General features: G+C 43.5%; 20 protein-coding genes. 9 read left to right on the plus strand and 11 right to left on the minus strand.

Features of this window, described 5'->3' with window-relative positions; genetic code table 11:
• Positions 1 to 10 precede the first annotated feature (10 nt).
• From ACSFVZ_RS18115 to ACSFVZ_RS18125, 3 genes are read left to right on the plus strand one after another with little or no spacing between them, the layout of a single operon-like run.
• Positions 11 to 1,177: an efflux RND transporter periplasmic adaptor subunit gene (locus ACSFVZ_RS18115; RefSeq protein WP_135922858.1), complete on the plus strand. Its 1,167-nt coding sequence runs from the start codon at positions 11 to 13 to the stop codon at positions 1,175 to 1,177.
• Positions 1,177 to 1,884 (plus strand): ABC transporter ATP-binding protein, encoded by a 708-nt coding sequence (locus ACSFVZ_RS18120; RefSeq protein WP_138558495.1) that lies wholly within the window; start codon positions 1,177 to 1,179, stop codon positions 1,882 to 1,884. Before ACSFVZ_RS18115 ends, ACSFVZ_RS18120 begins: the two co-directional genes overlap by 1 nt.
• Complete coding sequence (locus ACSFVZ_RS18125) at positions 1,877 to 3,115, plus strand: ABC transporter permease (protein ID WP_435559364.1); 1,239 nt, start codon at positions 1,877 to 1,879, stop codon at positions 3,113 to 3,115. The genes ACSFVZ_RS18120 and ACSFVZ_RS18125 overlap by 8 nt, the downstream gene beginning before the upstream one ends.
• Here ACSFVZ_RS18125 and ACSFVZ_RS18130 read toward each other — a convergent pair whose 3' ends face one another.
• Both ACSFVZ_RS18130 and ACSFVZ_RS18135 read right to left on the minus strand, forming a co-directional pair.
• Positions 3,116 to 3,439, minus strand: a complete 324-nt coding sequence (locus tag ACSFVZ_RS18130) for a Bor/Iss family lipoprotein (RefSeq protein ID WP_135922860.1) — start codon at positions 3,437 to 3,439, stop codon at positions 3,116 to 3,118.
• Positions 3,436 to 3,750 (minus strand): Bor family protein, encoded by a 315-nt coding sequence (locus ACSFVZ_RS18135; RefSeq protein ID WP_135922861.1) that lies wholly within the window; start codon positions 3,748 to 3,750, stop codon positions 3,436 to 3,438. Before ACSFVZ_RS18135 ends, ACSFVZ_RS18130 begins: the two co-directional genes overlap by 4 nt.
• Before the next feature lie 175 nt (positions 3,751 to 3,925).
• Between ACSFVZ_RS18135 and ACSFVZ_RS18140 the strand changes: the two genes are divergently transcribed.
• Genes ACSFVZ_RS18140 through ACSFVZ_RS18150 form a run of 3 tightly spaced genes read left to right on the plus strand, consistent with a single transcriptional unit; the run spans position 3,926 to position 5,858 of the window.
• Positions 3,926 to 4,780 (plus strand): endonuclease/exonuclease/phosphatase family protein, encoded by an 855-nt coding sequence (locus ACSFVZ_RS18140; protein WP_135922862.1) that lies wholly within the window; start codon positions 3,926 to 3,928, stop codon positions 4,778 to 4,780.
• The gene (locus ACSFVZ_RS18145) at positions 4,777 to 5,151 is read left to right on the plus strand and encodes a YfeK family protein (RefSeq protein WP_135922863.1); all 375 of its coding nucleotides are present in this window, start codon (positions 4,777 to 4,779) and stop codon (positions 5,149 to 5,151) included. Before ACSFVZ_RS18140 ends, ACSFVZ_RS18145 begins: the two co-directional genes overlap by 4 nt.
• Positions 5,152 to 5,180: 29 nt before the next feature.
• Positions 5,181 to 5,858, plus strand: coding sequence for a nitroreductase family protein (locus ACSFVZ_RS18150; protein WP_054554404.1), 678 nt, complete (start codon positions 5,181 to 5,183; stop codon positions 5,856 to 5,858).
• Here ACSFVZ_RS18150 and ACSFVZ_RS18155 read toward each other — a convergent pair.
• The 3 genes from ACSFVZ_RS18155 to ACSFVZ_RS18165 are packed head-to-tail and all read right to left on the minus strand — an operon-like array spanning position 5,851 to position 10,498.
• Positions 5,851 to 6,912 (minus strand): efflux RND transporter periplasmic adaptor subunit, encoded by a 1,062-nt coding sequence (locus ACSFVZ_RS18155; RefSeq protein WP_135922864.1) that lies wholly within the window; start codon positions 6,910 to 6,912, stop codon positions 5,851 to 5,853. The genes ACSFVZ_RS18150 and ACSFVZ_RS18155 overlap by 8 nt on opposite strands.
• Positions 6,902 to 10,189 carry an efflux RND transporter permease subunit gene (locus ACSFVZ_RS18160; RefSeq protein ID WP_435559365.1) on the minus strand — a complete coding sequence of 1,096 codons (3,288 nt, stop codon included), beginning with the start codon at positions 10,187 to 10,189 and terminating at the stop codon, positions 6,902 to 6,904. Before ACSFVZ_RS18160 ends, ACSFVZ_RS18155 begins: the two co-directional genes overlap by 11 nt.
• Positions 10,190 to 10,192: 3 nt before the next feature.
• The gene (locus ACSFVZ_RS18165) at positions 10,193 to 10,498 is read right to left on the minus strand and encodes an ArsR/SmtB family transcription factor (protein WP_054554407.1); all 306 of its coding nucleotides are present in this window, start codon (positions 10,496 to 10,498) and stop codon (positions 10,193 to 10,195) included.
• Between the two features lie 133 nt (positions 10,499 to 10,631).
• Here ACSFVZ_RS18165 and ACSFVZ_RS18170 point away from each other — a divergent pair, with 133 nt between their 5' ends.
• The 3 genes from ACSFVZ_RS18170 to ACSFVZ_RS18180 all read left to right on the plus strand — a co-directional run bounded on the left by ACSFVZ_RS18170 (position 10,632) and on the right by ACSFVZ_RS18180 (position 13,019).
• Positions 10,632 to 10,820 carry a YgaP family membrane protein gene (locus ACSFVZ_RS18170; protein WP_054562832.1) on the plus strand — a complete coding sequence of 63 codons (189 nt, stop codon included), beginning with the start codon at positions 10,632 to 10,634 and terminating at the stop codon, positions 10,818 to 10,820.
• 1 nt (position 10,821) lies between these two features.
• Complete coding sequence (locus ACSFVZ_RS18175) at positions 10,822 to 11,166, plus strand: rhodanese-like domain-containing protein (protein ID WP_063702368.1); 345 nt, start codon at positions 10,822 to 10,824, stop codon at positions 11,164 to 11,166.
• A 62-nt stretch (positions 11,167 to 11,228) separates the two neighbouring features.
• Positions 11,229 to 13,019, plus strand: coding sequence for an alkaline phosphatase D family protein (locus ACSFVZ_RS18180; protein WP_435559366.1), 1,791 nt, complete (start codon positions 11,229 to 11,231; stop codon positions 13,017 to 13,019).
• Here ACSFVZ_RS18180 and ACSFVZ_RS18185 read toward each other — a convergent pair.
• From ACSFVZ_RS18185 to ACSFVZ_RS18210, 6 genes are all read right to left on the minus strand, one after another.
• Complete coding sequence (locus ACSFVZ_RS18185) at positions 13,016 to 13,558, minus strand: PH domain-containing protein (RefSeq protein ID WP_138558501.1); 543 nt, start codon at positions 13,556 to 13,558, stop codon at positions 13,016 to 13,018. The genes ACSFVZ_RS18180 and ACSFVZ_RS18185 overlap by 4 nt on opposite strands.
• 99 nt (positions 13,559 to 13,657) lie before the next feature.
• Positions 13,658 to 17,974 (minus strand): alpha-1,6-glucosidase domain-containing protein, encoded by a 4,317-nt coding sequence (locus ACSFVZ_RS18190; protein ID WP_435559367.1) that lies wholly within the window; start codon positions 17,972 to 17,974, stop codon positions 13,658 to 13,660.
• Between the two features lie 22 nt (positions 17,975 to 17,996).
• Positions 17,997 to 20,891, minus strand: coding sequence for a TonB-dependent receptor (locus ACSFVZ_RS18195; protein ID WP_138558488.1), 2,895 nt, complete (start codon positions 20,889 to 20,891; stop codon positions 17,997 to 17,999).
• Between the two features lie 187 nt (positions 20,892 to 21,078).
• Positions 21,079 to 21,696 (minus strand): LysE family translocator, encoded by a 618-nt coding sequence (locus tag ACSFVZ_RS18200; RefSeq protein ID WP_435559368.1) that lies wholly within the window; start codon positions 21,694 to 21,696, stop codon positions 21,079 to 21,081.
• Positions 21,696 to 21,875: a DUF4177 domain-containing protein gene (locus ACSFVZ_RS18205; RefSeq protein WP_135922870.1), complete on the minus strand. Its 180-nt coding sequence runs from the start codon at positions 21,873 to 21,875 to the stop codon at positions 21,696 to 21,698. Before ACSFVZ_RS18205 ends, ACSFVZ_RS18200 begins: the two co-directional genes overlap by 1 nt.
• Position 21,876: 1 nt before the next feature.
• Positions 21,877 to 22,281 carry a DUF3224 domain-containing protein gene (locus ACSFVZ_RS18210; RefSeq protein WP_062564809.1) on the minus strand — a complete coding sequence of 135 codons (405 nt, stop codon included), beginning with the start codon at positions 22,279 to 22,281 and terminating at the stop codon, positions 21,877 to 21,879.
• Positions 22,282 to 22,332: the final 51 nt, after the last annotated feature.

The raw sequence follows: 22,332 nt of genomic DNA on the forward strand, positions 1-22,332 counted from the left end.
AGGAAGTAACATGAAAAAAGCCATTATTATTGGCCTAGCTGTTACGGCATTTGTCGCTTTACTAGTATCAAAGCAAGTCACAGGCAATAAAGATGCACCAGAAATGCATATTGCAGAAGTTGAGCAAGGTAATATTGCCGATTCAATTTTAGCCTCTGGTAACCTAGTCTTTAACACCCAAGTGCAACTGCGCTCAGAAGTGACCGGCCGTGTTGCGAAAGTGTTTGTAGAAGAAGGTGAAAGTGTCACTGAGGGCGATATTTTAATGCGCCTAGATACGACCGCGTTTGAATCTGAAGTTGCCCGCAACAAAGCCGTGCTTCGCGCGACCGAAATCGACATTAAGCATAGCGAAACCCGATTAAAAAATATCGAGCGTCAATTAAGCCGCCAAAAAGAGCTTTATGAAGTTGGCCTTGCTGGCCAAGAAGTGTATGAAAACCTACAAAATGCCCGCGATTTAGCAAAAATAGATATTGAAGCAAAACGTGAAGCTTACAACCAAGCCCAAGCATCATTATTGATTGCTGAAGACCGTTTAAATAAAAGCGTGTTTCGCGCTCCAATGAGTGGCCTACTTGCTTCGGTAAATATTAAAGAAGGTGAAACTGTTATTGCGGGAACAACCAACATTATTGGCTCAGACTTGATGCTAGTAGCCGATCCAAGCGCAATATTAGCCGAACTTCGAGTGGATGAAACCGATATCGCCGGTATCAAACTAGACCAACATGCAGACATCTATGCCGCCGCTTACCCTAATCAACCTTTCACTGGCAAAGTGATAAACATTGGAACATCGGCAAAAAATCAAGCAGGTTCACAAGGCTTATCATTTAAAGTAAAAGTACTGCTTGATGCCACTGACCGCCAACTTTATGCCGGAATGAGCTGCCGCGCAGAGATCGCTACCAGCATTGCCGAAAATGGCTTAAAGCTGCCTATTGAAGCTATTCAAAAAGAGGATGATAGCTACTTTGTTTGGAAGCTTAACGCAGATAACACAGTAACTAAAACAGCGGTAACGGTAGGTATTTCGTCAGATATCGAACAAGCACTAACCAGTGGAGTTGCAAAGGGTGACCGTATTGTTATCGGCCCCGCTAGACCACTTAGCTCACTAAAAGAGGGTGATACGGTAGCCGTTAAAAACAGCCCTGAAAAAGGTGCTAGCTAATGTCTGCGGTGATCAAACTCTGTAATATCAATAAACAATACAAAATGGGCGAACAAGTTTTCAAAGCCCTTGATGATATTAATATTGAAATTGCTCAAAATGAGTATGTTGCCATCATTGGTCCTTCGGGCTCTGGTAAATCAACCCTGATGAACTTGCTTGGCTGTTTAGATACTCCCACCAGTGGTGACTACTATTTAAAAGATAAGCTAGTAAAGCGCATGACCGAAACGGAGCTTGCTCATCAACGTAATGAAAGTGTTGGCTTTATTTTTCAAAGTTTCAATTTATTACCACGAGCATCCGCCCTTGAAAATGTCATGCAGCCCTTAGTGTATCGATTTATTGCTGCCAAAGAGCGAAAGCAACAAGCGCTCGAATCATTACAACGGGTTGGCCTTGGCGATAAGGTAAACCACCTTTCGAGCCAGCTATCTGGTGGCCAACGTCAACGTGTCGCTATTGCTCGCGCATTGGTTACTAAGCCCCACATTCTACTTGGTGATGAGCCTACCGGTAACCTAGATAGTAAAACCACCACTGAGATCATGGCGCTGTTTGATGAGCTTCATAACGAAGGGCACACCATTATTTTGGTTACTCACGAACAAGATATTGCTGATCACTGCCAACGGGTTATTCGTTTGGTTGATGGCAAGGTTGTTAGTGATACCCGTAAAGGCGAAGGAGAAAAACAACATGTTTAAATCTGCTATCGCTGTTATGGAAGGCACTAAAGCGGCGCTGATGGCAATTAAAGCCAATGCAATGCGCAGTGCCCTTACCTGCTTAGGCATAATTATTGGTGTTGCAGCGGTTGTGACCGTAGTGGCAGTAATGCAAGGGTTTACCAAGCAAATTAATGATCAGCTTGCTGATATGTCTCCCGATGTGACAAATATAAAGCCTTACACTAGCGTAGAAAAAGAAATGGTAGGCCAACAAGCAAAGCTAACCTACAGCGACTTTTTAACCCTAAAAGCACGCGTTAAAGAAGCCGAAACCTTTACTGCGCTGATGTTTACTTGGCGCTTTTCTGGTGCAGCTGAGTATGGCAATAAAAGTCATGCTTCACGGGTAATGGGCACCGAGCAAGACTACCAAAAAGCTTACCGCACCTACCCAGAACTCGGCCGATTTATTCGCGCAGAAGATGATGAAAAACGCCGTCGAGTGGCGTTTATTGGCCCTTCAATTATCGAAAAGCTCAACCTGCCTGAAAACCCTGTAGGTGAATATATCAAACTCGGTGGTGAGTGGTTTCGCATTATTGGCGTTGCTGAAAAACAAGGTAGCTTATTAGGTTTTGACCAAGACGATTACATTAATATACCGATAAGTACCATGAGTGCGTTAGAAGGCGGCAGTGTTGATACCAATGTGCAAATGATGTTTCGTTTAAAAGACGATGCTAACGAAGCGCAAGTAATGGCTAAAATTCGCCGCATCTTACGTCAATTACATAAACTGAAAGACGGTGAAGATGACGACTTTGAGTTTCAAACCGCCGAAAAAGCCCGTGCTAATATCGATAAATTTACTGGAAGTGCTACCGCAATTACCGCGGGGATCGTAGGTATTAGCCTCGTAGTTGGTGGTATTGGTGTGATGAATATCATGCTGGTTTCGGTAACAGAACGTACGCGTGTGATCGGCACCTTGAAAGCATTAGGGGCAACACCTGGCTTTATTATGCTGCAATTTTTAGTTGAAGCTGTGGTGCTATCACTTTTTGGTGGTTTAATTGGTTTAGCGATAGGGTATGGTGCTGCGGCACTAATTTCAGTGTTAGTGCCGAGCATGCCAGATGCCTACATACCGGGTTGGGCGATTATGCTGTCATTTGGCTTTACTTCATTGATTGGTATTGTGTTTGGCTTAGCGCCCGCTATTAAAGCGGCACGCTTAAACCCAATTGATGCACTACGTTATGAATAACTAGTCTGGCTTATAAGGTACTTGAGCACAGCTTATTTCTACTGTTTTCGGGTACCAAATAGGCCCAACTTGGTTTACTGCAACTTCAGCTAAACCATTGGTGAACGACTTATAAGTGTGAACGGTTTGCCACTCAGAGTCTGGGCACTCTTCAGATAGGTCGACAGGCTTTGAACCTTCGTAAAGCGCCGCGGCAAAGTTATGATGCCATTGCTCTGTCGCAGGTGCTTTATTAGCTTGAGCAGCACTGCCATTATCAAAGTAGATATTTGTGCAACCACTTAAGGTTGCCACTAACACAGCTGTTACTAGTAGGCTTTTCATAGTTGTTGCTCCTGTGCTTGTTGCTCACACCATACTTTTACTGTGTGAGGAGCATAAATTCCGAGAGTGACTAACCCTAGTGCACCATCTACAACTGTTTGTTGTGATTGCATTTGGGCAACTTTTTTATCTTGGCAAATAGCCTTAACATCAACACGCTCTTCACCAACGAGGCCCCACAAAAAGAATGGGCGACTATCTTGGTAATCAGCTTTAGTGGCTAATTTATTAGTTGTTTTTTCTGGCACTATGGTGACTGATGAACACGCTGTCACCGATAAGGCAAGCAGCATACAGGCCATTTGTTTCATGAGTAGTTCCTTTGTCTGAGTTGTTAAGCTCAGTAAGTATAAGAACATGAGTACTTGTTTTGGGTAAGAAAGCGTATAGAAATTGTAGAAAATACTACAGTTTCTAACATTTAGTCTTTGAACTAAACTGGGGCTAACTAAGACTAATTCTTAAGAAAAGTAAATAAAGGTCATTATGACGTCATATCTGCGTATATTTTTATTACTTGCGTGCTTGGGTGCACTGTCTTGGTATAGTTTTTCAAGCGGTCCTAGCTCAGATGAGCAGCAAGGTATAACCAAAACCGCTGTGGACCTTGCTAATTGCCAACAGCAGTTAGCACAAAGTCGCATGCAAACTTACGCTGAACATTATATCCTGCCTTATCAGTTCAAATTATTGAGTTGGAATATTTACAAAGCACAAATAGATGGCTTACTCACAGATTTGCAAAAGCTAAATGACAATGCAGATATAGTGTTACTGCAAGAAGCTATCGAAGAGCCTGCGCTTACAAAGCTCAAACCTTACTGGCGCTTTGCTAAAGGCTATAAGAGTGGCGGCGTACAATCAGGGGTTATGACACTCAGCCGCTGGCCTGCCGCGGTGCATTGCACCCTCACCCATGTTGAGCCTTGGCTACGTAGTCCAAAAGCCACTAATATCGTTGAATATGCGCTGCCAGATCAACAGTTATTGCTGAGCATTAACCTGCATGGCATCAACTTTACTTTTGGCGTTAGTGACTTTAAACAACAGCTCGACGATGCAGCTAGTATCATGCGCATGCACAAGGGACCTATCGTATTTGCCGGTGATCTCAATACCTGGAGTGATGAACGCCAAGCATTATTACAGCAAACATTAACCCAACTAGGTTTACACGAAGCTATCTATTTAGATGATAAACGTACCAAAGCATTTGGATTAGCGCTTGACCAAGTATGGGTTCGCGGTGTCAAAATAGAAACAACCGTTGTGCCTGAGCTTGCAAGCTCTGATCATAACCCAATTATTGCAACCCTGACGATAGAGCATCAAACGCTATGAGATTATGTATAAAAGAATATTGGTTAATCGCGTTAATGTTATTGAGCATTAGCCAATTCAGTTATGCAGCGACCCCAGAACAAGAGATAAACCACCTTATTGATTTTGTTGCTAAAAGTGACGCCATATTTATTCGCAACGGCACAGAGCACTCAAGTGAAGATGCTGCCGAACACCTTGCAATGAAATATCGAAAAGCAACCCGCTATGCAAAAACCGCCGAAAAGTTTATCGAAAACCTAGCGAGTAAAAGCTCATGGAGCGGTAAGCCCTATAAAGTAAGACTCAGCAATGGGTCGTTACTCAATGCAAAAGATTGGTTGAGCAATGAATTAAAAGAGTACCGCCGAAACCAACATATTCATAATTAAAATCATCAACACACAAGAAGCGAAAAGCCATGCAAGAACACAAAAATCAGCCACTCAATGACTTTATTGAGTACCCTCATGACGAGATGCTAAAACGCGCCGAAGAGTTTTTAGCCGTGAGTCAGCGTCGCCACAGTATTCGCAGTTTTAGCGACCGCCCAGTGCCAAAAGAAATAATCGAAACCTGTATTAAAGCGGCAGGCACTGCACCAAGTGGTGCCAATCATCAACCTTGGCACTTTGTAGCAATACATAGTAGCGATGTGAAAAAACAAATTAGAGAAGCAGCCGAAAAACTAGAGCGTTCATTTTATGAAGGTCGCGCAGGTGAAGAATGGTTAGATGCATTAAAACCACTTGGCACAGATGCCAGTAAGCCCTACCTTGAGCATGCACCTTGGCTCATTGCCGTGTTTAGTCAAAAGAAAGGCGGTATTTCTGCCGATGACAAAAATACCAATTACTATGTTCATGAATCTGTTGGCCTAGCAACCGGCTTTTTAATTCAAGCACTACACAGAGCTGGCCTTGCTACCCTCACGCATACACCAAAGCCAATGAGCTTTTTAACCGAAATTTGTGGCCGCGATAAAGATAATGAGCGCCCTTACATGCTGCTTATTGCAGGCTACCCAGGCACAGATGCAACCATCCCTGAGCATGCCTTAGTGAAAAAGTCGCTGGACGAAATAGCGACCTTTATTTAGTTTTAAAATCAACAGCCAGCACATCCCCCGGGTTTAAACCTGAAACGATGTGCTGCTGTCCATCGACCATTTCGCCAAGGCGTACGTAGCGGCGCACTATCTGATTATTTTCAAGTAAATAGACCATGCTCAATTGGCCGAATTGATGCACCCAGCTTGAGTCAATCAACACCCCTTTTTCAGTGGCGAGCGGTAATTGTAATTGTGCATAAAGCCCAGGCATTAACCCAGTTTGCGCATCTGTTTCTAAACGGATTTCCATACTACGCGCAGCACTATCAGCAACCGGCACGATTTCTGTCACCGTGGCAGGCATTGATATTGATAAAGCGGGTAATTTGACTGTTAGAGTTTGGCCAACATTCAGCTTAATTGCTTGTTGTTCTCTGACATTAAATGCTAATTGCAATTGTTGTGGGTTATACAGTGCGAGTAATGGCGTGCCAGGCGTTGCGGTATCGCCGGGCTCTGCAAAACGCTCAACCACAACACCTGAAATCGGCGCTTTAATTTGCGTAAAACTCAGTGCAACTTGCGCTTGTGTTTGCTGCTGTTTAGCAATCGCTAGGTTCGCAGTTAAATTATCGAACCTTGCTTTTGCATCGTCGTATTCGCTAACAGATACCAAACCTTGCTTGTATAAATCGTTAATACGCTTTAGTTGTTTCTCTGCTTGAGTTAGCGATGCATTAATTGCATTTATTTGTGCTTCGCTTTGAGCAAGCCCAGCTTTAAAGTCATCTTGCTGCAAGGTAATTAGCACATCACCTTGTGTTACTGTATCGCCAGCGCGTACATTTAAACGCTCAACTTGTGCCATAACCCGTGATGAGATTTGCGTATTTTGTTTGGCAATCACAGTACCCGGTACAACTTCATCACGCGCAATATCTGCCAGTGTTACAGTGACTAACTGACCAGTGTAATCATTTGCTGATGGGTTTTTCATGCCTGCAGCTTGCTTATCAGAGAAACTGCCCGCCATGTAAAGTACCGCCACAATAATCACTGATAACGCGATAATTGAACCAATAAGTTTTGATTTACCCTGCATGAGCTTGTTCCTCTTTGGCTGCATCCTTTGCAAACACTAAATAATAAACCAGCGGCACAACAAATAATGAGAACAATGTTGATGCCACAATACCAAAAATAATTGCGATCGCTAGACCGCTAAATACCGGGTCTAAGGTGATCACCAAGTTACCTAATAAGGTGGTTCCCGCTGTCAGTAACACAGGGCGCATACGCACCGTACCTGCGGCAATCAAAGCTTGCTTAATTGCCATACCTTGACCGCGAGCTTGATTAATAAACTCAACTAAAATAAGTGAGTTACGAACCACAATACCGGCAAGTGCAATCATGCCTATCATGGCTGTTGCGGTGAATAGCACCGGCTCAGGAGCACCAGCAATGCTGCGCTCTCCAAATTGATTTAATAGCCAAAAGCCCGGCATGATCCCTATTACGGTTAATGGAATAGCCGACATGATGATCAGTGATAAACTCGCTGAGTTTGTTTGAATGCGTAAGATGATGAAAATTGCAGTGAGCGCAAACGCAAAGGCAATCCCCATATCTCTAAATACATCAATGGTAATTCGCCATTCACCTTCACCACTAAAGGTCACATCAGTGCCAGCAGGTAATTGCCAAGCTTGGCTACCACCATTATTGAAAAAGTGCCTACTTTGCCAATCAGTTTGGCTAAATTCGTCAGCACTGATGGCTAAGTCGGCATTGACGTCAGCAATAATTTCAGCAGGGGTACGACCATTTAGTTCAGCCATAACATATACAACATTACGCTGATCTTTACGCATAATTGGCTTGGCAACATCTTGATGCTGAAATTCACCTAACTCAGATAACGCCACCAGCGGACGTGGTGCACTTTGTAGCCCAAATTCATCACTGGTTTTTGCAAGCTCCCTATCACCACGAACTTGTAATGCCAGCAATTGAGCAAATTGGTTACGATCTTGATATGGCAGTTGTAACTTTATATCGACAGGGTCTGTTTCGCCGCTAACATATAACACCCCAACATTTTGCCCATGCGAGGCAATGGCTAAGGTCTGGGCAATATCTTGCGTAGACACTGCCGACAATGACGCTTTACTTTTATCGGTAACAAAACGCAGTAAGGGCGCATTGACAGCAATACTGGTATCAACTTCAACCACATGCGGCTCTTGTTTTAACCTAGCAGCAACAGCAAGGGCTGCTTGATAGTGCGTCTCTGTATCAACAAATGGCTCACTGTAAACCTCAGCCACTAAGGTACTTAAAACAGGCGGACCCGGTGGCACTTCAACCACTTTAATTACAATGCCATCGGTTGCCAGTGGCGCTAATGCGGCACGCAAGCGCATGACCACGCCATGAGATTGATGATCACGCTCAGTTTTATCGAGCAGTAATACTCTGAGTTCAGCAAGGTTCGCTGCTTCACGTCGATAATAACCACGCACCATACCATTAAAGTCCATGCTTGATGGCTGACCAACGTAGGCTGCCGCCTCGCTTACTTCATTTAATTGCCAAGTGATGGTTTGTACTTTTCGAGTAAAAGCGGCGGTTTGTTCAAGGTTCGTGCCTTCTGGCATATCGATTAAAACCTGCAACTCGTTTTTATTATCAAACGGTAATAGCTTTAAAGGTACTGCACGCATTACGGGTAACATGGCACTTGCGACAAACAAAGCTAATGTGGTCCATAGAACGAGTTTGGCACGGCCTTTAGACTCAAGTAATGGTGATAATATGCGCTCGTATAAGCTATGCGGATTGGCTTCTAGTTGCATGCTGTCATCAACTGGCGCTTTCAGTAATTTCATGGCCAACCATGGTGTGACAAAAAATGCCACTATGGTTGAAACCATCACACTGACCGGTACATTGAATGCCATCGGAGCCATGTACGGCCCCATCATGCCGGTGATAAACGCAAGTGGAATAAACGCCACCATAATGGTCAATGTTGACATAAACAGCGCCACACGAATTTCGCTCATGGCATCAACTATGCTTTGTTTTTTATCGCCTTTTTTCGTTAAAAAGCGACTTATGTTGTCTATCCCTGTGATCGGATCATCAACCAATAAACCTAAAGAAAGTATTAGTGCAAACAGTGTGACTCGGTTAATTGTATAGCCAAAGGCAAAATCAAGTGTCAGGGTAATGCCGTAGCAAATAGGTACTGCTAAACCAACCACAATTGCTGGTCGCCAACCTAAAAATACGCCAACAAAAATAACCACGGTAAATACCGCAAACACTAAGCTCGAGGTAAGGTTATTTACTTTTTCGTTCGCTGTTTGGCCATAGTCACGCAGTACGGTGTAGCCCACTTCATCTGGTAGTAGATTAGCCGATAAACTGTCCATCATGCTGTGCACTTCATTGGCTACAGCTACCGCATTGGTACCTGCTTGTTTAGCGACACTAATAGTGACTAAAGGAAGTTGTTGCTGATTATCTGATTTAGCCAACCATTGATAACTTTGTGCTTCGCTTGGCCCATCACTCACCTGGGCCACATCACTTAGGTAAACACTCTTACCATTAACCACATTGACAACAAGCCGTTCAATGGCAGATTGAGAGCGTAAAACATCACCCACTTGTAAGGCAATTTGCTGCTTACCCTCAACAACACTGCCCACATTCACTAATTGGTTAGATACGCTAAGCGCATAATACACATCGGTTAATGTTGTTTGATGTGCAGCAAGGGCACTTGCATCAAGGTTAATCGTTAATTGACGAGTTCTACCTGCAATCACTTTCACTTCGCTGGTATTTTCAATGCGCTGTAAACTGTTAGCGATTTCGTTAGCAAAGCGGGTTAGTTGATAATCATCGTAAAGTTTTGGATCTTTACTAAATAAGCCCAACATCACAATGGGTACATCGTTCACTTCAACCGGACGAATTTGCCATGAGCTGATCACTGACGCCATCGTGTGTTGATAACTATAGAGTTTAGCGTAAGTGTCGAGGATGGCTTGCTCACGGTCGTGACCGACTTCAAAGCGAAGAGTGACAACAGCAGCATTACTTTGTGTACTCGAGTAAATATGCTCAACGCCCGTCAATTGCGCTAATAACTTCTCCAATGGTTCAGTTACCAGCCTAGCTACTTCTGGCGCTTCAACGTTTGGTGCTGCCACATAAATATCAAGCATTGGAACCACAATTTGCGGTTCTTCTTCACGGGGTGTTTGCTTTAATGCCATTAGACCAAGCAGCACAGACATAATAAAAATAATGACAGGGAGGCGGCCGCTCAAGCTGTTTTTTACTGCATTATCGATAGCATTCATTGCTTAATTACCTTTGCAAAATAAACCATATAGGGTTGCTAAGATCGATACTACGTTTTCATCCACCACGCGATAATAGATGGTTTGGCTTTCGCGTCGAGTCGCAACTATCTGAGCTTTTCTTAGTGCCGCTAAGTGTTGCGATAATGCTGACTGCGCCAACGGCACAGCTTCGTTTAATTCGCTCACGCTCATTTCACCATCTTGCAGCGAACATAAGATCATCAAGCGATTTTTATTCGCCAATATCTTTAGCATTTGCTCTGCTTGTTCCACATTGTCGGCCATAGCCGCAAAATCGATGTTCATAATCACACTACTCTATATTCTTAAAATACCGCTAAAGTATAGATTGATATATTAGAAAAGTCTAATATTAGAATTTACTAATGTAGTATTATCTAATATATTAAATACATCACTCTGTTATCGAGGTCTTTTTATGAAACTAAATGACGCGCTTCGCCTAATTGCTGGTGTAATGATCTGTATTTCATTGTTGCTACAACAGTTTCACAGTCCGCTATGGATTTGGTTTACGGTATTTATTGCTCTAAACTTAATTCAATCGGCATTCACGAAATGGTGCCCAATGATCACCATTTTACGCAAACTTGGCATGGAGGATTAGTATGCTGACACCAATTCCTGACTTAATGAAAATTGTTGCCCCAAACCAGCGCCGCATTAGTGCTGACCAAGCAAAACAAGAATTAAGCGAAAACCACGGTTTATTAATAGACGTACGTGAGCCTGCTGAACACGCAACTAAAGCAGCAACAGGTGCAATTAATATCCCACGCGGTGTACTTGAAATGAAATTAATGGAAATTGAAAAAGATCCTGCAAGACCCATTTACTTACACTGTGCAAGTAGTGCTCGTGCCACACTGAGTGCCGAAGCTCTGACTCGTGTTGGCTACGAAAATGTCACTGTAATCACCTGTAATGCAGAACAAATTTGTCAGGTGTTTTAACTTCATAGAACAGTAACACTGGTCGGATAAGCTCGTACTTTTCTACTTATAGGTACAGAGCAATGACTTTTACACGCAGACGCTTTTTAAAAGCATCGGCGGCTGGTTTTGGAGCCGCCGTTTTATCTTTCGGTTTAACGGGCTGTAGTCTTAATGACGATGATGACGAAACCACAAAGCAAATCCCTGTCAGCTTTGATCACGGTGTTGCCAGTGGCGACCCTCTCGCTGATAGTCTCATTATTTGGACTCGCATAACACCTCTTGAAAACGTCACGAGTGTTAACGTTGTTTGGCAGGCCTCAACAGATGCTAACTTCACAACCATTAGCCATGATGGCGAAACACAGGTAAGCGATGCAACCGACTTCACCTTAAAAGTTGATCTGCAAGGTCTCGATGCTAACACTACCTATTACTACCGCTTCATAAGTAATGGTAAAACCTCACCTACTGGAGCAGGTAAAACGCTTCCAACCGACAACATAGAACAAGTAAAATTTGCCGTTGTCTCTTGCGCGAACTATCCTGCAGGCTACTTCCATGTGTATGGTGAAATCGCAAAACAAACCGATTTAGATGCAGTACTGCACCTTGGTGACTACATTTATGAATATGGTAATACAGGTTATGCGACTGAAGATGCCGCCGAACTTGGCCGTTTATTACCTGATGACAATAGCGACGAAATCATTTCTTTAGCGGATTATCGCAAACGTTACGCCCATTATCGTGAAGACGAAAACCTGCAAGCTGCCCATAGTCATTGTGCATTTATTACTGTTTGGGACGACCATGAAATAACTAATGATACATGGCGCAGTGGCGCTGAAAATCACAACGACGGCGAAGGTGAATTTAGCGAGCGTAAAATGCATGCGCTACAAGCGTACTTTGAATGGATGCCTATCCGTAATGTAGCCGATAAAGAACGTATTTATCGACGCTTCGAGTTTGGTAACTTAGTGTCGTTACACATGCTCGATACCCGTGTTTTAGCTCGCGACGAGCAAGTTAATTATGCAGATTTCGATTTAACCAGCAGCCAAGGACAAACTGACTTTGTTGCAGCAATTAGCTCACCGACTCGTGCCCTATTAGGTAACGAGCAACTTACATGGCTAACTGATGGTTTAACAACAGCAACAACACAATGGCAAGTACTTGGGCAACAAGTGCTGATGACCAAAATGCATTTGCCATTTGAGATTTTGCAGTTACTTATGAATATTCAAGTGACTCAAGCAAGCGGTGCTGACCCATCTGAGTTACTTGCTCAAGCAAACACGTTATTTAGTGAGCTTGCGCAAATTAAAGGCCGTATATTAGCTGGCGATCCAACGGTTACTAGTGAGCAGAGAGCACGCGTAGAAACAACAGCGCCTTATAATCTTGATGCATGGGATGGCTATGCTTATGAACGTGAGGTAATACTTGGGACTGCAATTGCAGCGCAAAAGAACTTGGTGGTTTTAGCGGGTGATACGCATAACAGCTGGGCAGGACAATTAGTCACTGATGCCAGTAACCCTGTTTCTGCAAAAGCTGCAGCTGGTGTTGAGTTTGCCACATCTTCGGTTTCTTCTCCGGGTCTTGAGAACTACTTAGCGTTGAATACGCAACCGAGCGAAGCTGTCGCACAAATTGAGCAAGTTATTGCATTACTGGTTAACGACTTAGCTTACAACAATTTAGTGGAACGCGGTTACTTAACGGTCACCTTTACTCAACAGCAAGCACTAGCCCAGTGGCATTATGTAAGTAGCGTTAAAACAGCCGATTACACACTGCTTAGCGAGCGTCAAAAAGCGCTCAGCGTACAAGCTGGTAACCCTACTTTACAACTGGCTTAACGCTTTTCATCTAATAGCGTAACTAACATTTGCTCAATGTTTTTTACGCTATAAGTAAGTGAACGCAGCAGTTCTAACTGACTATCTTCAGGTTTATGCTCAGCTTTAGCACTGCTGCTTTGCGTCATTTCATCTTTTTGCTTCAAGATTGCTTCGCGAAAGGCCTCTGCATCAACCACTCCGAGTAATGACACCAGTGCACCTTGTCCTGATTGACCTGCCGTTTCAAAACTCAGTCGATAAAGACCAAATTGACGCATTAAAGGACCTTGGCTAAGTGCCACATCGGTTATTTTTTCAAGTGGGATCGATTTTTCTTCTTTAAAGAATACACCGCGTTTTACCACTAACTTACGCGTTAACAACGTGGCTGACATCGCCGCTAAAATACGCCCTGCCACCAGCCAGATTATTAACGCAACAATGGGAATGAAAGGGATACCTACCATACTAATCACACAGGTAAAAATACCCAGTAATAACCAATACTGTTTTACTTTTGGATCAAAGCTGGCACTCAATAAACTGGTTTCTGTCATCATAGGCTCCTTGATAAGTAGTTATGACAATATACAAACTTTTCATTAAATACAAAAAAAGCCGAGCAAAAGCCCGGCTTAAGGGTACTGCAGGGAAAGCTACTCCACTGCTTCAACCGTCACTGTTAGTTTACTCAGATCAGGTCCTTGCACTGTAAAACGATAATCGCCAGCAGCTGCAATACTCAGGGCGATATTGGCGCCAACGGCTTCTAGTAAAGCGGCTTCGCCAAGAACAGCAACAGGGGCATCACCACTGCCGCCATAATCTACGGTATTCCAATCTTCAGAAGCGACTTTGAACTCATAATCACCTGCTTCTAATGTCATGGTGGTACTGTACATCGCATCACCAGCATAAATCAGTGGGTTATCTGTGCCCCAGCCATTAACGCTACCGCGTAAGTAAACCTGAGTTGCGCCAAACATTTCTGCATTAAATACACTCATGAGTGGCTCTTCAAGGTTGCTGGCATCAAACACAAACTGATATTGACCATCGCTTGCAATATCCATTGTCATGTTTGCACCTTTTACTGCGAGCAGTTTTTCTGTACCCACAGTGACTGCCGCGCTGCTTTCACCTGAGCCATAATCCACCGTACTCCAGTCTTCAGAGGCTACTTTGAATTCATAGCTACCCGCGGTTAGCTGTTTAGTGAAGGTATAAATACCTTTACCTTGATACATCAGCTCGTCACTGGTACCCCAATCATTTAAGCTACCGCGTACATAAATTGCAGTGCCAACAAATGGCTCTTCGTTATAAACCTTAAGTACTGGGTTATCGGTGTCTGTGGCATCGAATGAGAACACATAAACAGCATCCATTGCCGCCGTAAAGATCATATTGGCACCACTACGTGTTAGCGGCTCATCTTCACCTTCGATCACTTCAGCAACATCGGCAGAAAGCGCACCAAAATCAACGGTAGACCAATCTTCAGAAGCGACTTTAAACTCATAGCTGCCTGCTGTTAGAGGAATGGCAATTTTGTACTCGCCATTACCCACATATTCAAAGCTATTTGCCGTACCCCAGTCGTTTAACGAGCCACGAACATAAACCGTCGTGCTACCAAATGGTACGATATCAGGTGCCCCCACAGTCGCATCGGCACTTAGGCCTTCGCCTTGTGCATCAGCTTGTGGTTTCACAAACACAGCAACAGTATATGGCGGAACATTAAAGGTACCTTCGCCCTCACCAGCTATAAAGCTTGCCGCTGACATACTAGAGTCAACACTCGCTTTTAAAACAGGATGGAGCTCAAAACCCGCAGCCGTTGATACCGTATGCGATAAGCTTTGCTCAGTGCCGTTCATCACCACGACAATGGCATCGTATTGGCTATCTAGATCAGTTAAACCAACACCATCATCGATACTCATCACGACTAAGCCTTGCTGTTGACGCTTACCAATATTGTGGAAGCCAACGCGGTCTAAGATGTCTTGCTCTGTGGTTAAACTAAATAATGGGCTGGCACTACGAATTGCTAAGAACTCAGTAAATACATTACTTGCGTATTCAATGTCGCTAGCCATCGCTTGCGCATTCGTATTTGCCGAAATAGGTGCAATTTCGCCCCAATTCGCTTGGTTATCTTGCGCAGGCGGTAAACCTACATTCCAGTTGTTGGTTTCTTTACTGAAATCAACAAAGTTGAACCAATCACCAGAATCATAGCTGTTACGATCCATTGATTTAGAACGCAGCATATCAGCACCCATTTGCATAAATGGAATACCTTGGCTCATCAGCGGCATAGCTAAAGCCATATTGTGAACACGCACACGCTCTTCAATACTTAAGTTAGTGCCATGTTTATATTGCAGCTGATCCCACAATGTTTCGTTATCATGCTTAGAGACATAGTTAATGCTGTCAGCAGGGTCAAGTGCATAAGCCGCAGGCTGACCACTCCAACTAAAGCTACTGCCTTTTGCTGAATTACCTTTAAAGTCTTTAAGAATGTAGTTTTGTAAGTTACCTGCCAGTGATAAACGCAACGTATCTTGCTCAGATAAATTGCCATCTGTGGCATTATTGCTAAAGAATGCACCACCACGAATTGCTTCACGGATACGGTCATTAAAGGTGCCTACTTCAGTGCCTGCCATATCCATTTGTTTAGCTTGCACAAATAAACGGTTATCAGCGACTTCACCAAAGTTCCACCCTTCACCATAGAAGTAGGTATCAGGGTCAACCGCTTGCACTGCACTAAGTGCGGTCATAATTGATGCTTTTGGCATATGCCCCATCACATCAAAGCGGAAGCTATCGTAACCAAAATCACGGGCTAGAATCACCATAGAATCAGCAACAAACTTATCCATCATGACATGTTCTGTTGCTGTATTTTCACAACAGGTTGAGCGCTCGATATCGCCTGATGTTTCGTTATATCTGTGGTAATAACCTGGTACCAGTTTATCGAAGACTGATTTATCCCAAACACCTGATGAGGTCGTGTGGTTGTAAACAACATCAAGCACGACACGTAAACCAATTTCTTGTAAAGACTGGACCATCGCACGCGTTTCTTTAACTCGTGCAATACCTTCAGGCGATGAAGCGTAAGAGCCTTCAGGCGCAATAAAATGATGCGGATCATAACCCCAGTTAAAGCTATCAACACCACGCATTGCATTAGCAAGTGCTTGAGCATCATCAGAGCCAGGTAGGTAAGACGCCATTAAATCAACTATCAATGCACTCTTATCTTCGGTTTTACATGCATCGGCATCATCATTAATGCGGCTACATAAATCACCTAAGGTTGCAGTAATATCAACACGCTGACTAGCATCTTCATCAATGGTGCCAATATCAGTCAGTGGCAGTAAATGGAAATGTGTTAAGCCATTATCTGCTAACTTTTTAAGATGTTGCATTGGTGCGCTATCAAGCTCAGTAAACGCTAAATACTTACCACGGTTTGCTTCACTGACTGTTTCATCACGCACACTAAAATCACGCACATGGCCTTCATAAATTACCGCTTGCTCCGGGTAATCAATTGTTGGCACCATACGCTCATCCCAGCCAGTCGGTTTAGTATCTTCATCATCAAGGTTAATCAATTGGCTATATAAACCATTGGTTGAAACATTGAGTGAATAAGGATCTGTGCTCCATAAGCTTTCAATTTGCTTAGTCGTCGGATGATAAACATCAAACATAAAGCGGTAGTAATGACGATCGTGACTGATATCGACATTGCTAGACCAAATACCCGTTGCGCTATCAAAGTTCATAGCAAGTTGTTCAAGCTCTGTTTTATCAGCATCATACAGCGCTAATTTCATATTGCTTGCAGTCGGCGCCCATACCGACACATCAATGCCATTATTGGCGTAATGCACACCAAGTTGTGCTTCATTAGCGTCACTTTCGCCACTGGTATATAAGTCATCGAGGGCTTTAGCGGTTTGCACATAGGTTGCTTCAATTAGCTTGCCATCAGCATCGTAGCCTGCCACAACTAACTGCTGTTTAATAAGCTCTTTTGCAGCGGCTGCATCCCAGCTACCTTGGTACGCATTCCATCCAGCAAGGTGTGGCACTTTAGCGATTTGTTCATCGCTCAAAGATGTCGATGTAAGCTCAACTACTTGACCATTTAACTCACCAGTATCTTCATCAACTTTTAAATCAGCACTGCTTGATGAGTGTAATTTAATGATACTTGTCAGCTCATTACTTGGCTGATAAATCACAGTAGATAAATCTATCCAATGCGCTGATGCACCAGAAATACTCACCGGACGTTCACCTAAGCTAACAATTGGATATTCAAATACTGATGGTTCACCATGAATGGTAAAGTTCATGCGTTGGAACTTTTCATCGTCCTGCATCAATGGCATTTTTAAATCAACATCACCAAACGCTTTGCCAGACCCTTCTGTACCAATATGCACGATGAAGTTAGCACACTCGTTGTAACCCTCTTTTAGTTTTACAATCCAGTACGCGCCATAATTAGGGTCAATACCATCGTATTCATGACCATTTGCCCAATCAGTGGCATCAAACGGTGCTGCGTAAGAATCACAGTCATCGTTATTCCATGAGTGTAATCGATAGCCTTCGTAGGCATCATCACTGGTGCGGTTATAGAATAAGATGGCTTCGTCATCAGCAGGGAAAACCACAGGATCAGGCAAAGTGGGATCAGCGCCTACTACGCAGCTCTCATTATTCTCATCGGGTACCGTTGGTGCCGGACAACTAATCGGCGGAGGATCAACACACTCAGTCCCCGCTTCATTGGGAACTTGTGGGACACTACAGGTCAATAATACTTGTCCTGAATCTATATCGTTACTTGCGCCACCACCACATGCAGCTAGCAATACCATGCTACATGCAATCAGTAAGCGGCTAAAATTAGCTATTATTTTCATATTTTTATCTCCAACTCACTGATCAATGGTTATAGGTAAAACCTAGATAAAACTGACGACCAAAGAATTGCGTGGTGCCTGTTTTACTGGTTGTTCCAAAGTAGCTTTGTGTTGGTTCATCGGTTAAGTTATTCACTTGTAATAACATGCCGAATGAATCTGTGAACTGATACGATGTTTGGAAATCGACAACCGTTTCCGCATCAAAATTCACCACTTGCTCATTGACAGCAACTTGCTCTGATACGAAATCATCGCGATAACGCACATTCAAACGTGTTTCAAAGTTTTCATAGCTGTAAAAAAGTGTGCCGTTAAAAACATTGTTTGAAAGGCCAGGTAAGTCTTGCGATACAGAATCACCACCTAAATCGGTGATAGACTGCACTTCGCTCTCTGTATATGAGTAACTAGCGTTAATACCTAAACCTTCAAACGGTGAGGGTAAAAAAGAGAAAACTTGCGTATAGGCAAGCTCAATACCACGAATATAACCACCCTTAGCATTGTTAACCGCAGTGGTGTACACACCATTAGTGGTTTCGATTTGCTCACCGCTGACTGGGTCGACTATGTATTCTGGTACGTTAAAACCATTACCTTTAAAGTCAAAGTTCTCTATGGCCACCGTATCTATGAATGAGTCGATATTCTTATAAAACGCAGCAACAACCAGTGCACCATCGGTGTCTTCAAAGTATTGCTCGTACGAGATATCGTATTGATCAGCATAGAAAGGTTTTAAGAATGGGTTATTGGTACTTGAACCGTTAATTTCGCCGTCATTGTTAACCGATGCACTGGCATCGCCCGCTAAACGGTTAATCGGAGCACGCGCCATCACTTTTGCCGCAGCAAAACGAATTTGTGTCGCGTCACTCACTTTAAAGTTCAGGTTTAATGAAGGCAGGTAGTCTGTGTATTTAATGCCTAACACGCTTGGTGCATATAGGTCGTTAACAATGCCATTGTCATCAACAATATACTGCGCACCGAGTTGCGGATCGCCACCGACGTTTTCGAGTACCGTCGCTGACTGATCGGTATCTACTCGGCGAATACCAATGTTACCTGTGACTGGTAGAGTGCCAATTTCGGTATCAATGTTAAGCATCAGGTAGGCTGATACCACTTCTTCATACACTGAACCACTTTGTAACATGGTCCATGAATAGTTAGTGGTATAACCTTGTGCATCTGGCTCACCATCACCATCTAAATCAACAACACCATCGGCATTACCCCAGGTTTGTACTGGCTGCGGAATACCACTTGGGAACCACGCGTTGAGCGCTTTATCTAAATCTATCGCTAGGTATGATGGGAAATAGCTAAACTCACCTTGCCAATCAACTACGGTGGTCATGTCATCAGTAAGGCGAAGCGGTGGTTGAGTCGAAGAGAATGCACCATCGTTACCGTATTCGAATACTGAGCGATTATTGCTGTATTCACGGTCAGAGTAACGAGCACCAAATTCAATTGAGCTAAACCAGTTGTTCTCTAACTCATACTTAAAATCGAGTCGGAACGCTTTGACTTCATCTTCATTTTCATACGGGTAAATACCGTATTTACTGACCATAACGCGGTCAATATCGCTAAATGCGTCGGCTTGGTTAAAACCTACATCAGGCAAGTTCAAGCCGTTTAATTGATAGTTAAGCGATACATTGGTATCAAACACAGGGTTCTCAACGGTGGCATCTTCCGCAACCAATGCCCACAGTAAACCATTACGGAAATTACTCTTCGCACGAGATAACGACACATCAGCATTAACGTTTAAACGCTCAGTAATTTGCCAATCGGCATTAATGCCGTAGCTGTCTACTTCATCAAAGTCTTGGTTATCATCATTAACGATTTCAACACGGGTAAAGCTGTTTGATGTGCGGTTAATCGCGCCACCAATCACCGCATTACCGTCAAGTACTGGGTTAGCATAAACCGCAGACGGACCACCAAACTTAACCCGAAAACCACGGGCAAATGATTCGCTATCAAAACGCGATAAAAACGCATCACCTTTTAGTTTAAAGTTATCAGCTGGTGCCCATTCAATTGAGGTTAAATAACCATTACGGGTTTCTTCACCACCTAAGTGCTGAAGCTCAAAACCCTCGCTAATGTATTCATTAGCAGGGTTATCTACTGGACCATCAGTATCATTGGCCAGTCCATCAACATCTTTATTGCCGTTATAAGCAAAACCGATAAACTGCGTCGCCACACTTGGCTGGAATAGTCGCGCGTAACCCAATGCCACACCTAACGTATCGTCAAGAAATTTGCCTTGATAAGAAAAGCTAATACGGTCGCCGTATTCGGTGGCATCAAATACCTCTGAAGCACGGTCGTTATACATACCACGTACATTCGCAGTAAATTTGTGTTGCTGGTCGTTATCCAATGGGCTGGCTGTTTGTAGCTCTACCGTCCCCGCTACGCCCCCTTCAATGAGTGAGGCTTTTGGCGACTTATACACCGCCGCCGAGCTGATTAACTCAGACGGATATTGGTCAAACTCAATACTACGGCTACCACTGGTAGATACTTGCTCACGACCGTTTAATGTCGAAAAAACAAATCCACCTGATAAACCGCGAATGTTGATTTCGGCAGCTTGGCCACCAGTGCGTACCGCTGAGATCCCCGGCAGACGTGTTAATGCATCAGCCATAGACACATCAGGCAATGCGCCTAAATCATCGGCTGATAGCTGCTCAGAGACAGTGTCACTAAAACGTTTTTGATTTAATGATTGAATTAAGCTGCGACTAAAGCCGCGCACTTCGATTACTTCTAGCTCAGGATCGATTTCCTTCGCTGATGTGCGTTCTTCTTCCGTCGCCGCCATTGCACTATTTGCTGCCACTAAAGCCAGCATAAGTGCACTTAGCTTGAATTTCCCCATTGGATTCCCACCCTGTTGTCGTTGGAAGTGTTGTATTTGTGGTTATTGTTGTTGTCAAAAAACAACCAATAAAGTGTAACCAAAAGGTAAATATTGTGTGATGAATACGTATGCAATAGGAGCTTGCTGGGGAAAGCAGCGATCACAACCCTTTTTTATTCGTGATGTAATCGCAATATAGAGGGTTTTATAGGGTAATAACGACGCGAACAGCTAAGGCAATAAAGATTATCCCTAGCAATTTTTCAAACCACGGATTCGCTTTGGTAAAACCAAAACGCTTTTTTGATATTTCAGTTAACAGTGCAACAAGTAGATACCAGCCTGTATCAAGCACAAATACCGTTAAACACATGATTAAGCCAACCTGCAAAGTCAGGCTCTCTGGATCAATAAATTGCGAAAACAGTGCCAAAAAGAACACTGCTAGTTTTGGATTTAAAAAGGCAATGGCAAAGCCATCTTGCAACGCGCTGCGAGGACTTGGCTTAGCCTGCTCAACATTCAGTGTTTGCGGGCTAGGTTTAGCTAACAAAATACGAATACCTAAATATGCTAGGTATGCTGCACCGCCATATACCAGCACTTGATAAAGCGTTGGTAGCTGCGTCATCAGCGCGCCTAGGCCAAGTAACGAGGCACACGCATAAAAACCAACCCCAATACCATGGCTTAACGCCGCTAACATGCCGTTTTTCATGCCGTCATGTAGGCTATGTTTTAATACTACAGCTAAACTCGGCCCTGGCGACATCGCACCCATCACGCAAATTAAAACTAAACTCAACCACTCAGTTAGTGTCATTATTCGTTATTCTCAATTAGTAATAAAACGGATGTTATCTGACCATAAAACCCAGTGGCAGTGGTAATTGTTTTCACTTGCCAACCAGCTTGGCCTAACTCGAACACCCGTTGATTTAATGCCTCAATATCGATGCCGCCGAAAAAGCGCTTCTTTTTAAACTCAACTACTTTTTGCATGTTAGTCCATCAGTTGGTATTCAAAGTCATAATGATGAATACCCGATTCAATTCGAATTGCCATTTTACCAGAAAGACCTTCAAGCTCTCCTGCGCCGGAGTCTGGCACCACTTCTAAAATCAATCGGTCAGTCCCCTTATCCATGGTGCCAAAATGTTGCAGTACAAAACTACCTTGCTTACCTTCTAAACTACCGACAACTTGTTCAATCGCCACATAACCTGCGCTACCTTGAGTCGCAGTCATGGCACTGAGCATTTCACCTTGGCTTGTTGCCTCTAATGGTCCTGAGAACTGTTTATCAATCGACATGCGTCCTAAATTAACGCCATCCTTACCTGTTGCATAGCCGCCAATAGGGTTTAATTTTACAGTGAATTGCCCGCTGATAGTTGTAGATTCCATACTAATCCCTTAATAACTGTTGATTTTTAGAGCATTGATAACCATATCTAT

The organism is Pseudoalteromonas nanhaiensis, from assembly GCF_051235485.1.
GTDB classification, from domain to species: domain Bacteria; phylum Pseudomonadota; class Gammaproteobacteria; order Enterobacterales; family Alteromonadaceae; genus Pseudoalteromonas; species Pseudoalteromonas lipolytica_C.